This window comes from Thermoleptolyngbya sp. C42_A2020_037, from assembly GCF_015272455.1.
GTDB lineage: Bacteria > Cyanobacteriota > Cyanobacteriia > Elainellales > Elainellaceae > Thermoleptolyngbya.
Genome location: NZ_JACYLP010000046.1, coordinates 82,974 through 98,432, shown reverse-complemented (window position 1 = coordinate 98,432; position 15,459 = coordinate 82,974). Strand labels below are relative to the sequence as shown.

The following is a 15,459-nucleotide window of genomic DNA, read 5'->3' as shown; positions in this document are numbered from 1 at the left end:
ATTAATGGCTGATTAATGGCTGATTCGTTGAGGGCAGATGGCTAATCAGCGCTTGTAAAGGCGACAAACGATCGCCCCCGCAATGTCTTTAGAAAAGGGAACTGTTGTGCCGTCTGCCCTTTGCCGGAGGCGATCGCGACAGTCATACACCTCTACCGGACGCACTACGCCGTCTACGCTCACGGCTGCGCGATATTCCCAAAAGTTCTTGGCGCTGCGCTGGAGGCTCAGCACGCACACCGAATGCCCGTCCACCACTTGGCAAAATATGGGCGCGGCAATGCTGCTCTGCAAGGCTGGCGCTAAAGCCCCTAAACACAATCCCAGCCCCAGTGCCAGCATCCACCCCAACAGTCGCCTTAACCCCCAACATTTTTTCCTCATGGTTTCACGACGTTGTTTCCCGACGGTTCTCAATCCAAACCCCAGAAGTTCTCAATCCAAACCCCAGAAATTCCCAATCCCAAATCCAAAACCTTTAATGATCCACCGTCCCGTATGATCAAGGGCAGAGACGCACGTTAGAAGACCGGGAATGCCAACCATCTGGGAGCTAGATTTCTATTCTCGTCCGGTTTTGGATGAGAAGGGCAAAAAGCTGTGGGAAGTTTTGATCTGCGAAAGCCCGCTGGACGTGAAGCAGTCAGTGGACGGGCTATTTCGCTATTCCACCTTTTTGAGCAACACGGAGGTCAACTCGATCAAGCTGCGGGAATCGGTCGAAGCGGCGATCGCCCAGGCCCCCGCCCCACCCGACAAAATCCGCTTCTTTCGGCGGCAAATGTCGAACATGATCACCAAAGCCTGCGAAGAAGCTGGCATTCCCGCCTACGCCAGCCGCCGCACCCTTGCCCTCAGCCGCTGGCTGGACGAGCGCCTGGCCAGTGTCTACCCAGAAATGCCCAACTATCAGGCCGGCGGCAATCCCTCGGTGCTGCTGCCCAACCCCACGCCCCAGCCCCTCCCGGATGCCCTGATTGGCGAAAAGTGGGCCTTCGTCACGCTGGAGGCAGCAGCCTTTGACGACCTGAGCGAATGGGCGATCGACTTTGGGGAATCGTTTCCGCTGGCGCTAGCCGGACTCGCCCCTGACACAGCTGTTCCGGGTCTGCTGCTGTTTTCCAGCCGCGCTTTGCCCCTTGCTGCCTGGATGTCAGGGCTGGAACTCGCCTACGTGAAATATCTCTCTGAATCCAAGCCGCCCCAACTGCTCTTGGAAACAGGCGGCAGCGACTCCTGGATTTTGGCTACCCTGACGACGGCCGCCCTCCAGCAAGAAGCCGCCCAGTTTGAAACGGCCAAAGCCAAAGCTAGCGGCATCCATTTCATCGCCGTGCAAACCGATCCGCAGGCGGAGGAATTTAAGGGATTCTGGCTGCTGGCGGAGCTGGTGCTGGGCTGAGGCAAGGATGAAAATCTGCTCTCCCCGTCTCCCCGCCTTCCCTCTCTATCGCTCCATTACCACTTTCCCAAAACCCCGCCTATGCCTCCACGTCCGACCTCACCCCTATCCCTGGCAGAACAACTGCTGGAATTGGCGCTGCGGTCTGGGGCCGAGGCGGCAGAGGTGTATGAGTCGCAATCGCTGTCGCGGCCAGTGTTTTTTGAGGCAAATCGGCTGAAGCAGTTGGAAACCTCACAGGCAGAGGGAACTGCGCTGCGGCTGTGGCGAGATGGGCGGCCGGGGCTGGCGGTGGCCTACGGGCCGGTGGATGCAGCCGCGCTGGTGGAGCGGGCGATCGCCCTCAGTCAGCTGAGTGAGCCAGAAATCATCGAACTGGCTCCCGCCCATCCCAAGCAGTATCCCGATTTGGGGGTGGGTGTACCCATCGAACAGCTAGTGGAATGGGGACGAGAGGCGATCGCCCTGGTACGCGAGCAATATCCCGAAGCGCTCTGCACGGCGGACTGGGAGTGCGACGTGGAAACCACGCGGCTGATCAACTCCAACGGGCTGGACTGCGGCTATACCGACACCACCCTAAGCTGCTACATGGCGGCAGAGTGGATTCGCGGCGAAGATTTTCTCAGCGTGGCAGACGGGCAGACCGAGCGCGGCATTCTCGACCCGGTTTCCCTGGCGCAGCAGATTGTGCAGCGGCTGGATTGGGCGCAACGCAACACCGCGCCGCCCGTGGGCAAAGTGCCTGTGCTGTTCACCTCCAAAGCCGCAGATATGCTCTGGGGCACGGTGCAATCTGCCATGAACGGTAAACAGGTGATCGAGCGGGCCTCGCCCTGGAGCGATCGCCTGGGGGAACCCGTGATGGATTCGCGCCTCACGCTGTCTCAGCATCCCGACATCGGCCCCTTTAGCTGCCCCTTCGACGATGAAGGCAGCCCGACCCAGCCCATCACCTTTGTGAAAGAGGGCGCGTTGCAGTTGTTCTACACCGACCGCACCATCGGCCGCGCCCTCAGCAGCGGCACCACGGGCAACGGCTTTCGTCCGGGTTTGGGCAGCTATCCCACGCCGGGCCTGTTTAACCTGATTGTCGAACCGGGCTTTAAGCCGCTGGAAAGCCTGCTGGCGCTTATGCAAGACGGCATTATCGTGGATCAAATGCTGGGCGGCGGCGCAGGCATTTCGGGCGAATTTTCGATCAATGTCGATCTGGGCTATCGAGTGCGGCGCGGTGAGGTGGTGGGCCGCGTCAAAGACACAATGGTTGCGGGGAATGTCTATACGGCGCTGCGAAACCTGATTGAATTGGGCGGCGATGCTGAATGGAATGGCTCTTGCTATACGCCGTCGGTGGTGGTGGGGGGGCTATCGGTGACAGGGCGACTGTAAGGGTGTGGGTTTTGGGGATTTTGGATTTCGGATTTTAGATTTTGGATTTTAGATTGGGAATCAAGGCCTCCTGATATCTCATGGCAACGAGGTCAAAAACGTAAGCGGCACGGAAACACTCGACTTGTTCCATGCCGCTTATGAGATCGCTCTGAAAACAGGCTAAAAACAGGTGAATGAAATGCGAACCCGCGCTATTCCTTGGTCACCACCACTTTGACAACGCCTTCGTTGTCCTCCAGGTGGGTATCCACAAAGAAGGCATCTAGCTTGGCCGGTTCCAGCACTTCCAGGTGCAGCACGTCGTCGTAGCCGTTCAGCGTAGACCAAGTTGCGCCGACGGGAACGCCCGTCTTCTGGTTGATCACCTTGCCGTTGTAGATCCACAGGATGACCCACGGTTCGCCCGGATGGCCGGCTTCGGCTTTGTAGTCAAAGGCTCCTTCCGTGATGCGGATGGCATACTTGCCGGGGGCCAGATCGGTCTTAACCGCGATGTCATTCTGAATGCGGCTGATGTCGGGATCGCTCAGCAGGAGGCAGTTAGCCTTGCTGTCTACCTTCAGGTCGGCGACGGAGGTATAGGTCGGCTGGGTTAAACTGGCGATCGCCGCACCACCCGCCGCTACGCCCCCCAGCACCGCGCCTGCGGCTGGAACCCCATCGGCAAACACCGAAGGAACGCGCACATGCTCCGACCGAGCAGCAGGGAGCCAAGTGCCATCGGCAGTGGTGTAGCCGACTTCGGCCAGATAGTCGCGATCGGGCGTGCTAATAGGCACATGATAATCCTGGTCTAGCTCCGACACGTCATAGGTTTTGACATCGTGGGCCGATTGTTTGTCCAGGTCAATGTTGGTCACGTCATACAGCTTCAGCTTAAAGTCGCGCCCCCCCTTCGCTTTCAGGTCTGCCTTTTGCTCATCAGGCACTTCCCAATAGGCGTAGGCGGTTTTGGAATCGCGGGGGGTTAGCACGATGCGGCCAGTCTTGTCCTTGCCTGCCAGCCCCACCAGCGCTGCCCCTGCGGCCGCCGCGCCCCCTAGCACTGCTGCACCGGGGACACGAGTTGCCTGGATAACTTCGTGGGTTTCGGGCATCGCCGCCACAGGCGCAATATCAGCTGCTTCTACCGGGCAAGCGGGGACGCGCACATGCTCAGAGCGTACTGCGGGAAGCCAGGTGCCGTCGGCAGTGGTGTAGCCCACCTCCACCAAGTAATCGCGATCATCCACGGCAATGGGCAGGTGGCGATCCTGGTCGGTTTCTGCCACGTCAAACATCTGGACGCTGTGCGGCTCCTGACGATTCAGGTCGATGTCTGTCACGTCCAGCAGTTTCAGCTTTAGATCTCGACCGCCCCGACGCTTCAGGTCGGCCTTCTGATCGTCCGTCAGTTCCCAATAGGCATAGGCATCTCGACAGTTGTAAGGCGTTAGCACTACGCGGCTGCTGGGGCGCACCGGGGGCGGCAGGGGCACGGGCGGCGCGGCCACCACGGGCGCAGGCGCAGCTTTGGGACGAGTCAGCCACCACAGCAAGCCGCCCGCGGCCGCTAGCAGCGGCAACAGCCACCAGGGGAAGCCGCCCCGTGCTGGAGCAGTTTCCGCTGGAGCAGCCGCAACAGTTTCCGTGGGAGTCGGGGTCGGTGTGGGGGACGGCGATTCAGCAACCGGGCTGGGCGAAGGCGATGCCGCAGGGCTGGCTGCTGCAAACACTTCCTGACCCGGTGCGGTGGTGGCAAACCCAAGCAGGGCCTCACTGCCGGGGTTCAAATCCTTATAAACGTAGGCGCGAGGCTGGGAGTAGGGATAGCGGGGGTCGTCCGGCAGGGTTTTGTGCATGGGCACGATCTTGACGGCACTGTTGCCAATGGCCTGATCGGCGATCGCATAGCTGATGCCGTTTTCGCCCAGTTCCGCCGTTACGGCTTCGGTGGTGTCTTCTGCAACCTGCACACCGTTCGCCCCGACTGCAATCGGCGCACCTGCAAACACCTCCTTAAAGACATCGTAGGTACTTAGAGCAAGGCGAGTGTCGCTGGAGTCCGGACGATCGACAAACTTAATTGGCAGGTTCGGACCGCCGACTTCTGACCAATTGGTGATTTCACCCTTGAACATCCGAGCGAATTGCTCAAAGGTGAGGTCGCCGTCAAAGGCGCTGTTGGGGCCGACGATAATCGCAATCTTTTCGCGCTCTAGCTTTTCTTCTCGGAAGCCCTTGGCCCGGTCGGCTTCGGTGAGGGGACGGCCGATGGCCGCGATGTCAATATTGCCCGCGTCGAGCGCCTCTAGCGCGGGGATACTGCCGCTTTCGGCCAGTTCTACCCTGGAGCCACCGTACTTGCCCTCAAAGCGACCCTTCAGCCCCTCATTGGGCACCCGCATACTGCTGGAGCCATCTACTCGCACGACGGTATCTGCGGGCAGGGAATCGGGCAGAGTGAAGCGGGGAGCCTGGGCAATGACTTGGGAAATCAGCGTGGGGCGGCGATTCAGCGATGCGGCGATCGCATCTGTGGCGGCGGCTAGCGTCAGCACTGTAGCCGACAGTCGAAGGACAGAAGATTTTAAACGCATGGTTAATCAACCGAAGTAAATGGAGCAAATATTGAGAAACTGTTAGGAAATGCAGGAAACTTTAGAAGAAAACAGCCGTTGAAACTGCGTGTCCTCTTACCAAGGTACGGATCGTACTTTTCGCTACAACTTCGCTCAGCGATTCAACCCGAAATCAACGCTCAGAAAACTGCTCAGTGGACAGGACAGCACTTAGAAAACTCAGAAAACTAGTGCTTGGCAACGGTTAAAAAAAGTTCACCACTGTTGTCCTCCAGATAGGTGTCAAAAAAGAAAGCAGACACGGTAGTCTGCCCCTTGACCTCTAGCGTCACTGCATCTTCGTAGCCGTTTAGCGAGACCCAGGTTGCGCCTACGGAAACCCCTGTGTCTCGATTGGTGAATGGTCCGCCATAAATCCACAGCAGCACCAGAGGCTCACCAGAGTGTCCACTCAGCCCGCGATAGCTAAAGGTTCCACTCTTGATTTTCAGCGTGTAAACACCCGGCTCTAAAACGGTGGAAACCGCAACTTCCTTTTGCAGCTTCTCCATTTGCTCAGGCGTGAAAAAATAGCAGTTCCGCTGACTGTGAACATCCAGTTCGGCGACGACAGTACCCACCATTGCTAACCTCTTGTACTAAAACAGAAACAACTTGAATTCATTCAAAAATGCCAACTGGCAGCTTTACCTAAAGCCATCGAAAAGTGATGAAATCAAGACAATAAATTTTCCTTTTTCAAGCGTGGATTATACGGGCTTATGAACTAAGTGTAAAGTTCATAGACGCTGCGTAAATCGGGTAAAACCTTCCAGTTCACGCAGCGTCTCTTGCGTTTGTTTCACACCCCGACCATCAAACCTGAACCCCTGCTAGTAGGAGACTAGCCAGGAATCGAGATCGAGGATTGCAGTGGGCTGGTGGCAATTTTCCAGATGGACTGGCTGTAGCCGTAAATCGCGCGATCGCTCGAAAAGTAGCCCGCCCGCGCCGCTGTCAGGATGGATTTGCGCGTCCATCCCTCGACATCGCCGTAGGCTGTGGCGACTCGATCTTGGGCGGCTACGTAGGCGGCGTAGTCTGCCAGCACACCGTAGGGATCGCCGTAGAGTAGCCGATCCAGCAGCGGGCGGAACAGGCCGCCGTCGCCATAGGAGAATGCTCCCGACGCAATTTGGTCGATGGCCTGCTTCAGTTCGGGCAGCGACTCGTACAGGTGATAGCGGTTGTGGTCACCTTCATAAAGCGGCAGAGACTCCGCTGCCGTGCGTCCAAACAGGAAGCTGTTTTCTGCACCGACGGCATCTGCCAGCTCCAGGTTGGAGCCGTCCAGCGTGCCCAATAGCAGGCCACCGTTGAGAGCGGCGATCAGATTGCCCGTGGCAGAGGCTTCGGTGCCCGCTGTGGCAATGTACTCCGCCACATCGGCCGCCGGGAAAATCACCTGGCTATTTTTGATGGTGAAGTCTTTGATGAAAACTACCTTGAGGCGATCGCCCACTTCCCCATCCGCATTCACCGTTTCCGCTACCGCGTTGATTAACTTAATCATCAGCTTGGCTGTGGCATAGTCTGGCGCGGCTTTGCCTGCAAACAGCACGGCACGCGGCGTAAAGGCAGCGCCCGGATTCGCCTTAATCCGGTTGTAAAGCGTTACCACATGCAGCAAGTTGAGGTGCTGGCGCTTATGCTCGTGGATTTCGTTCGCTTGCAGGTCAAACAGGCTCATCGGATTCACCGAGAGTCCCCACTGGTGCTGGATCAGCGCTGCGAGCGACTGCTTTGCCGCCAGCTTGGCCTGCCGCCACTGGGCCCGAAACTCTGCGTCTTCGGCATAGGCTTCCAGATCCTTCAGCGTTTCCAGATGTGTGACCCAGCCACTGCTCAGCTTTTGGGTGATCAGGTCGGCTAGGGGCGGGTTGCTTAGCGCCAAGAAGCGGCGCGGCGACACGCCATTGGTCTGGTTGCTAAATTTCTGCGGCATCAGTTCGACAAAATCAGCAAACCTTTGCTTCAGCAACTCGGTATGCTGGGCCGACACGCCGTTGACCGCGTAGCTGCTCAACAGCGCCAGATTCACCAAGCGGAAATGCTTCTCGCCCGCCTCATCCACCAGCGACAAGCGGATCACCTTGCCCTCGTCGCCGGGATACTGTTCGCGTACCGTACCCAAAAATCGGCTGTTGAGATCCAGCAGAATCTCGAAGTGGCGCGGGAACAGCTTTTGCACCGTCGGCAGCGAGTAGTGGTTGGAGTCCAGCGCCTCCGGCAGCAGGCTGTGGTTGGTGTAGGCGAAGGTCTTGCAGGTGATGTCCCAGGCCTGATCCCACTCCAGCCCGTGCCCGTCCATCAGCAGGCGCATCAGTTCGGGAATGGCAATGATTGGGTCAGTGTCGTTAATTTGGATGGTAATCCGCTCTGGCAGGGTGTCGATGCGGCCGCCCGCCTCCAGGTGTCGGCGAATCGCGTCTTGCAGCGAGGCCGATACAAAGAAGAACTGCTGCCGCAGGCGCACTTCCTTGCCGTATTCCTCCATGTCGCTGGGATACAGCACCTTGGACAGGTTTTCATCTGTTTCTGCCTTCCACAGACGCAGCAGGCTGGCCGCGCCAGAGCGATAGCCCGGAATCAGCGTGTCATAGGGGATGGCGCGAATGGCTTCGTCGGGAACCCAGCGCATCCGGTAGCGGCCGTCGGCATCCATATAGGCTTCGCTGCGGCCGCCAAACAGCACGTTCACCGCTGCTTCCGGGCGCTCAATTTCCCAGGGGTTGCCGTTTTTCAGCCATTCGTCCACCACTTCGACCTGCCAGCCGTCGCTGAAGTCCTGGTCGAAAATGCCGAACTCGTAGCGGATGCCATAGCCGATCGCTGGGATGGTGGCCGTGGCTAGCGACTCCAGATAGCAAATCATCAGCCGACCCAGCCCGCCGCGGCCCAGACCAGGTTCTTCTTCCAGCGCGATCAAATCCTCTAGGGTAATGCCCAGTTCTGCCAGCGAGGTTTGGGCTTCCGGCGACAGGCCCATTGCGAGCAGGTTGTTGGCTAAGTGGGGCCCGGGCAGATATTCTGCCGAAAGCTCAATTACCAGGCGATCGCCCAGGGTGGCCCAATCCGTCTCTGGCGTTCTCAGGGCAAGCAGGCGATCGCGCACCACGTAGGACAGCGCCATGTACTTGTCCCAGGGTTCCGCCGTGTCGAGGGTCTTGCCGCAATAGTGCATCAGCGCGTCCAAAAAGGCTTGCTTCAGTGTTCCACCCGCTGGTTCCACAGGCGTTTCTGGAACGGGTTCCGCGACGGGTTCCGCGACGGGTTCAGTCGGGAGGGCGATCGCAGACTCAATAGTTTCCGTGACGGGTTCCGCAACGGATTCCATCACGGATTCCATAATCGGTTCTGCGACGGGTTCGATGACCGTTTCTGTTACCGTGTCAATTACCTCCTCGACTGTTTCCGCCACAGGTTCCGCTACCGATTCCACGATTGGCGCAACGGCTTCTTCAACCGATTCCTTCAGCGCTTCAAAGGAGTCGGCCACGGGCGCTTCGGGAGCGGGCTGCTGCGTTAGCTCAATCACCTCTTCGGTGCTGATCAGTTCTACAATTTCAGGTTCCGTCACCGCAGGCGACTCTGTGGGCGCGGGCGCGATTACCTCCGGCTCTGGCGTGACAATAGGAACAGGGGTATAGCCAGGGCGCACAAAGGTCGGGCGCAGTTCCACGACTTTATTAAACGCGGCCCGGGCATCGTCCTCGCGGCCCATCAGCACCAAGGTTTCGCCCTTGCTGATCCAGGCTTCAGTCAGGTCAGGCTGGAGGGCGATCGCCCGGTCAAAGCTTTCGATGGCAGGCTCTCGACGGCCCAACCCCGCCAAGGCCAGCCCCCGATTCAGCCAGATCTGCGGGTCGTTGGATTCTGCCTCGACGACCTCATCCAGGTAGGGCAGTGCTTCGGCATAGCGGCCACTTTCTACCAGCTTGGAGGCCTGGATAAACAGCGTAGGCACGTCCACCACGCGAGGAGCGACCACAGGCTCCGCAGGAACGACGGGTTCCATCACGGGCTGCGGCGCAACGACGGGTTCTACGGCGACCGTTTCCGTAACCACAGGTTCCACCGTTTCCGTAACTACAGGTTCCACCTGGGTTTCTGCTTTGGGTGCAGGTGGGGAAACCATCGACGACTGCTGTACATCCTGGACCGCCGGGCCGCGCTTGGCCAGCCAGCCCCCTAGCCAGCGGGCCGCCAGCGCCAGCAGCGCCAGAGGCAGCAGCAGCCACAGCCAGCCGGGAAGTCCGCGTCGCTCTGCCACGACGGCATCGTCGGCAGCCTGGGCCACGGTTTCGACCACGGGTTCTGCAACTTTCTTGACTACGCGGCCGGTGGCGATCGCCTTGGCTTCTTCTAGCTTGGCGGCGGCGATCGCCGACTGACCCCTTTCACCCTGAGCCAGTCCCAGAAACGAGGCGATCGCCGTGCTGCCGTCGCGATAGGCATAGCCACGAGGCACAGTATAGGGATAAATCGTGTCTTCAGGCAGGGTTTCTTGCAGCACGCCGATTTTCACCGGGCGGGCTTTGGTTTGGTTGGTGAGTTGGCTGGCGATCGCGTAGCTAATGCCGTCTTTCCCTAGCAGGCGAATCACTTCGGCGGTGTCGTCCTTATCCAGGCGCACCACGTTGTCGCCCAGCGCCACCTCGGTATTCTGCAAAATGCCGTATTTGCCCAGGGCCAAGCGGGTGTCGCTGTCTAGCGGGCGATCGATGAAGCGGATCGGCCCCGGTTCGCCGCCGACCTCTGACCAGTCGGTAATCTCGCCCCGAAAGATTTGGGCAAACTGCTCGACAGTCAGCACGCCGTCAAAGGGATTGTTCTTGCCAACGATAATGGCAATCTTTTCCAGGCTGATGGGAATTTCCTTCAAGCCCTTGAGCTTTTCGGTGCGGGTGAGGGGACGGGCGATCGCCGCTAGGTCAATGTCACCCTCCAGCAGTTTCTCAATCGCTGCGTCGGTGCCGCTTGCGTCGATGGTGACTTCGCTGCCTGCGACTTCCTGCTCGTAATATTTCTTGAGTGCCTGGTTGATGGGCAGCATCGTGGGCGAACCGTCGATCCGCACATTCAGATCCTCTGCCAGAACGTCTGCCACAGTATCGGGAGTCGCCTGACTCAGCACCACTCCGGCGAGCATCGGGCCAGGCTGAGACGGAGCAGTTTGGGCGATTGCCGCTGGACTAAACAGCAGTGCCGATGCTGCTGTGGCGCAGAGCGCAAGGCAAACCGTTGGGAAAAATCGCTGGGGTCGCATCATCAAAAGTCACCGATAGGATTGGCTCTACGGACAAGCGCTAAGCCGCCTTTCTAAAACAAACTGTTTAAAAAGCACGTTAAGAAGCACGCTCTCTAAAGGCGGGTCGTCAAAGCAGGTGTTGAAGTAATCACCTGCGAGCAGACACTTTTGCCTGGACACCATGCCCGGTGCCAAGCTGCTAAAGATACTCTCAGAAAGTATCGGAAACGGTAAGTTCTGCTGGATACACCTCAACCGAGGGCAGCAACGATGGGGCAGTGAGGCGGCCAGAGCCACAAAAAAGACCGCGCAGGGGCGGCCGTTGCTTTGAATGCCTGAATCTTTCAGATAGGAAACCCTCGCATAGAGGGCTGCTAGGGGGCTGCTAAGGGGGCTGAAAAGAGTCTCCAGTAGCTCCGTCGGGCTATCGAATGCCCTGCCCAGACACGGGTTCAGGCGAAAGAAGACCCGCTTCTGCCTGAATCCCAGCAATCTGGTCGCGCAGCATTTGCGCCATATCCGAGTTTCCCTGCCGTTCGTAGGCGGCGGCGGCTCGCTCATAGGCCGAAACAATGCTACGAGCCTCCTCCGGCTTGAGTCGCATTGCTTCGGCATAGAGCAAGTCGCCGAGTTCTACATAGGCATCGGGATTTTGCGGGTCGGCCCGAATGGCTTCATTAAAGGCGGCGATCGCCCCAGCATAGTCACCCTGCTGGTTCAACTGAACGCCCCGCGAAAATGCCAAATCGTAGGCGGTCGCCACACGCACGTTGACGGTGTAGGTGCCTGCCTGGCCATAGGGCGATCGCGCCAGGATTTTGTATGCGCCGCTGCTGGGCAGAGTCGTTACAATCGTGGGAACGCCGGAACGCCCGTAGTATTCATTGCTGGCAATTTCATCGCCATTGGGGGCAATCAGCGTTACTGCGCCCGTAAAGCCATTGACGCGAAGGGCGATCGCCACGGTTTGCCCGGCTGTCCCCGCAAAGGTGTGCGTCCCCACCAGTGGTTGCAAATTCCCCTCCTGATAGAGAATCCAGCCGTTGGCCAGGGCCCGCTGAAGCGGCAACCCCAGTGATACGCAGCTTAGCCCGGTGGACAGTGCCAGCAACAGCCCCAACCGCTTATATTGAAATCGTCGATTTCTCATAGGAACATCCTTAAATTGACTCGTAGTTAGCTTGAGAGCCTGCCTGGGAACGGATTGGGAATTCGGTCAAAACTCAGTGACCGAAACTCAGTGACCGAAACTCAGTGGGAGCAACGTTAGGGAAACATGGGTTGGAAATTTCTAATCTAGAGAGATGGGTCGCCGCTGAGCGAGATTCAGCCCCAGTTTAGGTTCCAACCGCAATGAGCCAGGAGTGATGAATAGCGTTGAAAGTGCCTGTGAACCTAGCAAGTTGCGCCTTGTCCCTATCTGGGTCTGTGCAACTCTGTGCAACTCTCTGCAACTTTCTATGCGAAACCCGTACAGACCTATGCCAGTCCTTGTGCAGGATTTTCAACGGCGCTCATGATACTAACAAGATTCATTGTTGATGCTGAAAATTCCTTACAATTCTGGAAACTTTTTGTAAGGCGCTCCGCGTTTTCCCCCAGTTGACGATTTGTGAAGCTAGCTTGAGGTGAAGCTAAATCTTCCAATTCAGTCATTGAGGGTTCCTGATGTTGTCCTCCGATCACTCCCTGCTTATAGTGCCCCCTTCTCCCCGCGATTTCGCCATGCTGCCTGTGCTGCCTAAGAAAACTGCGTCCATGTACACCCGCGACCGAGTGCGCCTGGATGCGGATGTCTACTATCCCGATGCAGAGGGGCCGTTTCCGGTGCTGCTGATGCGCCAGCCCTACGGACGGGCGATCGCCTCGACGGTGGTCTATGCCCATCCGTCCTGGTATGCCGCCCACGGCTATATCGTGGTGATTCAGGACGTGCGTGGGCGGGGCACGTCGGAGGGCGAGTTCCACCTGTTTGCCCACGAAATCGAGGACGGAGCCGACACGGTGGAGTGGGCTTCCCAACTTCCCGGCAGTGATGGGCAAGTGGGGATGTACGGCTTTTCTTATCAAGGCATGACCCAACTCTACGCGGCGATCGCCCAGCCCCCTGCCCTCCGCACCATCTGCCCCAGTATGGTCGCCTTTGACCTCTATGCCGACTGGGCCTATGAAGGCGGAGCCTTTTGCTATCAGAACAATCTCAGTTGGGCGCTGCAACTGGCTAGCGAAACCGCCCGTCGCCAGGGCGACCCAGAGGCTTACGAAGCGCTGTATGCAGTTGCCCATGCGCCGTTCAAGGTCGATCCGGTCTGTCCCCGCTCGGAACTGCTAGAGCGACTCGCGCCCGACTCCTTCTATCACGACTGGCTGAGCAACCCCGACCCCACAGCGGACTACTGGCGGCAGCTTTCGCCCAAGACCTATTGGGGCGAGGTGGATTTACCCATGCTGCACATCGGCGGCTGGTTTGATACGCACCTGCGGGGTACGCTGCGGCTCTATCGCTCGATGGCGGCCCGCAGCAGCTATCTCCAGCACCTTTGGGTGGGGCCCTGGGCGCATCTGCCCTGGGGGCGGCGCGTGGGCAGCGTGGACTATGGCCCGGCGGCCAGTTCACCGATTGACCAGGTGCAGATCCGCTGGTTTGACCAGTTTCTCAAGGGCATTGATTCTGAGCTAATGTACGAGTCGCCAGTGCATTTGTTTGATTTGGGCACCAACCAGTGGCGATCGCTCGGTGCGTTCCCTAATCCGCCCAAAACGCCGCTCTGGCTGGCCAGCAATGGGCTGGCGGCGATGGGCGACGAACACGGCACGCTGACCCCCCAAATTGGGGCTTCAGAGGAAGATGCTGACCGCGAAGCCGCAGTGCCCGATAGCTTTGTGCATGACCCGTGGCGGCCGGTGCCTGCGCTAGGGGGCCATGCCACTGTGCCGCCGGGCCCCGTGGATCGGGCGGCGCTGGACAGCCGCACGGATGTCGTCACCTACACCAGCGAACCGCTTGCCGATGACCTGCTGATCGCTGGAGAAATTTTGGTGGACGTGTGCTGCAACGCCGACACCTTTAGCTTTGACCTGAGCGCAGCGCTATCGGAAGTGAAGCCCAACGGCACAGTGCTGCAATTTACCCAGGGCTATCTGCGAATTGGCACACACTATCCAGCCCAGCCCGCGCCGCGCTATACGATTGCCCTCCAGCCCACCTGCATCCAGCTTCCCAAGGGCAGCGCCCTGCGCCTCAGCCTCAGCGGAGCCAGTTCGCCCGCCTATCCGGTGAATGTGGGCGGCGGCACGCTTCCGGCCGATAGCCAGCTGATGGATGCGCGGGTGATTACGGTGTCGGTGTATTCTGGCATGACAGACGCGCCGTCGCGGGTGATGCTGCCCGTGGTCAAGTCTGTGGATTTGTAGAGCTTTGTAGCAGCCGGGTCGCTTAGCTTTTTCCAGAAAAGGCACAAGTGTCTTTATCTGAGGCTAGGCTGGCAAGACACAGCGGCTCAGGCATGCATGAGCGGTCTGCCAATCCCATCCCACCCCAAACCAAACCAAAAAAAATCAGGACTTACGCACTTGCGATAGGTTTTCTGGGTTTTGGACGATTTTTCACGGGCTGGCCCGCGAGAAATCGTCCAACTGCGTAAGTTCTAATTTGTCTAAACGAATGGACAAGATGAAGCGGCTTTACACGGAGTGACTGGGAAATCGAGATAAAAGTTCATGCTTTTTGTTCGATATCCGTAAATACTTGGAGCGGGTGGGCTAATGGGAACGCGAGTGGGGGTTGGATAGAACGGGTGGATGAAGAGTTGGATGAAGAGCGATCGCCTTTTTAACCGAGTCATTGCAGGCCAACTGGGTAGCCATTAAACTGGGTAGGCATCCGGCAGTAAACGTTAAATTATAGAAATATCGCAATTCATCAACCCTCGACGGCTCTTTATTGGCGCTAGACCGTTTGCCCTTCTATGGCAAAACCCCGACCTCCCCGACGCAACGGTTTTTATCGAGACGACGTTTATCGAGACGACACAGTTGGGAGCATTCTCAACAAGCTGCCGCCAGAGGCAAAGATCTGGGTAGAAAGCCTGCCCTGGCACCAGCGGCGTTACGTACTGTCGCTGTGTCACCTGATGTGTGCAGCATCGCCAGAGGTGCAGGCTGAGTTTCTGGACGACTACACGGCCGATGGGCTGGTGTCGCGCAAGCTGGAGGACAAAGAAACCGAGCAGCGGGTACGAGACTATCTCAAGGAATTTCGCATTGCCACCGAGCTAGATGCGGGTGTGCTGCGACGCTATATCCGCCAGTTTTATGTGCATTCCGCCCAGGATGCGCGGCGACAGCCAGATTTATACCTGGAATCGGCGCTGCGGCTGGTCTTCAGTACCGAGGAGCGCAACAACGTGTTCAGCTATGTGCTGGGCTTTGAGCTGCTAAAGATGATGTTTCGCATGAGCTGGTATCAGCATGAAAAGCTGTATCGCCTCCAGCGCAACCAGGACGAATTTATTGCCACTTATATTAAGCCGATTCAATACGCCCATCGGGTCAATAGTATCGTCGTGCCCAAGGATGAGGGCGTATTTTTTGCACGGCGAAATTACTTTGTACAGGAACCAGAAATTCCCGAAAAGCGGCTGGTTGAACTGGTGATGGCGACGTTTACTACTGATGTCGTCTCGAACTTTGGCTTTTCGCTGATGCGCCACCCGAATTCACTCATTTTTGACTACGACCACATCTTTGACCTGGAACAGGATGTGATTTTTGACCTGAACGCGACGGAGTAGACGGAGTAATAGGACGAA

General features: G+C 58.1%; 10 protein-coding genes. 4 read left to right on the top strand and 6 right to left on the bottom strand.

Going from position 1 to position 15,459, the window contains the following annotated elements; all coding sequences use genetic code 11:
* Window positions 1–45: 45 nt before the first annotated feature.
* Window positions 46–384 carry a hypothetical protein gene (locus IGS16_RS15850; RefSeq protein ID WP_297087034.1) on the bottom strand — a complete coding sequence of 113 codons (339 nt, stop codon included), beginning with the start codon at window positions 382–384 and terminating at the stop codon, window positions 46–48.
* A gap of 151 nt (window positions 385–535) precedes the next feature.
* Here IGS16_RS15850 and IGS16_RS15845 point away from each other — a divergent pair, with 151 nt between their 5' ends.
* Window positions 536–1,402 (top strand): Tab2/Atab2 family RNA-binding protein, encoded by an 867-nt coding sequence (locus IGS16_RS15845; protein ID WP_297087032.1) that lies wholly within the window; start codon window positions 536–538, stop codon window positions 1,400–1,402.
* A gap of 81 nt (window positions 1,403–1,483) precedes the next feature.
* On the top strand, window positions 1,484–2,794 hold the full coding sequence (locus IGS16_RS15840; RefSeq protein WP_297087030.1) for a TldD/PmbA family protein: 1,311 nt from the start codon (window positions 1,484–1,486) through the stop codon (window positions 2,792–2,794).
* A gap of 194 nt (window positions 2,795–2,988) precedes the next feature.
* Here the strand turns inward: IGS16_RS15840 and IGS16_RS15835 are convergent, their stop codons facing one another.
* The 5 genes from IGS16_RS15835 to IGS16_RS15815 form a co-directional block, all read right to left on the bottom strand.
* Window positions 2,989–5,376, bottom strand: coding sequence for a DUF4912 domain-containing protein (locus tag IGS16_RS15835; RefSeq protein ID WP_297087028.1), 2,388 nt, complete (start codon window positions 5,374–5,376; stop codon window positions 2,989–2,991).
* 209 nt (window positions 5,377–5,585) lie between these two features.
* Window positions 5,586–5,981, bottom strand: coding sequence for a hypothetical protein (locus IGS16_RS15830; RefSeq protein WP_068515140.1), 396 nt, complete (start codon window positions 5,979–5,981; stop codon window positions 5,586–5,588).
* Between the two features lie 260 nt (window positions 5,982–6,241).
* Window positions 6,242–10,669: a glycogen/starch/alpha-glucan family phosphorylase gene (glgP, locus tag IGS16_RS15825; protein ID WP_297087026.1), complete on the bottom strand. Its 4,428-nt coding sequence runs from the start codon at window positions 10,667–10,669 to the stop codon at window positions 6,242–6,244.
* Window positions 10,670–11,072: 403 nt separating this feature from the next.
* The gene (locus IGS16_RS15820; protein WP_297087024.1) at window positions 11,073–11,798 is read right to left on the bottom strand and encodes a tetratricopeptide repeat protein; all 726 of its coding nucleotides are present in this window, start codon (window positions 11,796–11,798) and stop codon (window positions 11,073–11,075) included.
* 329 nt (window positions 11,799–12,127) lie between these two features.
* On the bottom strand, window positions 12,128–12,304 hold the full coding sequence (locus IGS16_RS15815; protein ID WP_297087022.1) for a hypothetical protein: 177 nt from the start codon (window positions 12,302–12,304) through the stop codon (window positions 12,128–12,130).
* 69 nt (window positions 12,305–12,373) lie between these two features.
* Here IGS16_RS15815 and IGS16_RS15810 point away from each other — a divergent pair, with 69 nt between their 5' ends.
* Together IGS16_RS15810 and IGS16_RS15805 are read left to right on the top strand one after the other, a co-directional pair.
* Window positions 12,374–14,062: a CocE/NonD family hydrolase gene (locus IGS16_RS15810; protein WP_297087093.1), complete on the top strand. Its 1,689-nt coding sequence runs from the start codon at window positions 12,374–12,376 to the stop codon at window positions 14,060–14,062.
* Between the two features lie 554 nt (window positions 14,063–14,616).
* Window positions 14,617–15,441 carry a cobyrinic acid a,c-diamide synthase gene (locus IGS16_RS15805; RefSeq protein ID WP_297087020.1) on the top strand — a complete coding sequence of 275 codons (825 nt, stop codon included), beginning with the start codon at window positions 14,617–14,619 and terminating at the stop codon, window positions 15,439–15,441.
* Window positions 15,442–15,459: the final 18 nt, after the last annotated feature.

Bases quoted from the DNA above. Each gene is read 5' to 3' on its own strand.
- IGS16_RS15850 (WP_297087034.1), bottom strand. From the start codon at position 384: ATGAGGAAAAAATGTTGGGGGTTAAGGCGACTGTTGGGGTGGATGCTG.
- IGS16_RS15845 (WP_297087032.1), top strand. From the start codon at position 536: ATGCCAACCATCTGGGAGCTAGATTTCTATTCTCGTCCGGTTTTGGAT.
- IGS16_RS15840 (WP_297087030.1), top strand. From the start codon at position 1,484: ATGCCTCCACGTCCGACCTCACCCCTATCCCTGGCAGAACAACTGCTG.
- IGS16_RS15835 (WP_297087028.1), bottom strand. From the start codon at position 5,376: ATGCGTTTAAAATCTTCTGTCCTTCGACTGTCGGCTACAGTGCTGACG.
- IGS16_RS15830 (WP_068515140.1), bottom strand. From the start codon at position 5,981: ATGGTGGGTACTGTCGTCGCCGAACTGGATGTTCACAGTCAGCGGAAC.
- glgP (WP_297087026.1), bottom strand. From the start codon at position 10,669: ATGATGCGACCCCAGCGATTTTTCCCAACGGTTTGCCTTGCGCTCTGC.
- IGS16_RS15820 (WP_297087024.1), bottom strand. From the start codon at position 11,798: ATGAGAAATCGACGATTTCAATATAAGCGGTTGGGGCTGTTGCTGGCA.
- IGS16_RS15815 (WP_297087022.1), bottom strand. From the start codon at position 12,304: ATGACTGAATTGGAAGATTTAGCTTCACCTCAAGCTAGCTTCACAAAT.
- IGS16_RS15810 (WP_297087093.1), top strand. From the start codon at position 12,374: ATGCTGCCTGTGCTGCCTAAGAAAACTGCGTCCATGTACACCCGCGAC.
- IGS16_RS15805 (WP_297087020.1), top strand. From the start codon at position 14,617: ATGGCAAAACCCCGACCTCCCCGACGCAACGGTTTTTATCGAGACGAC.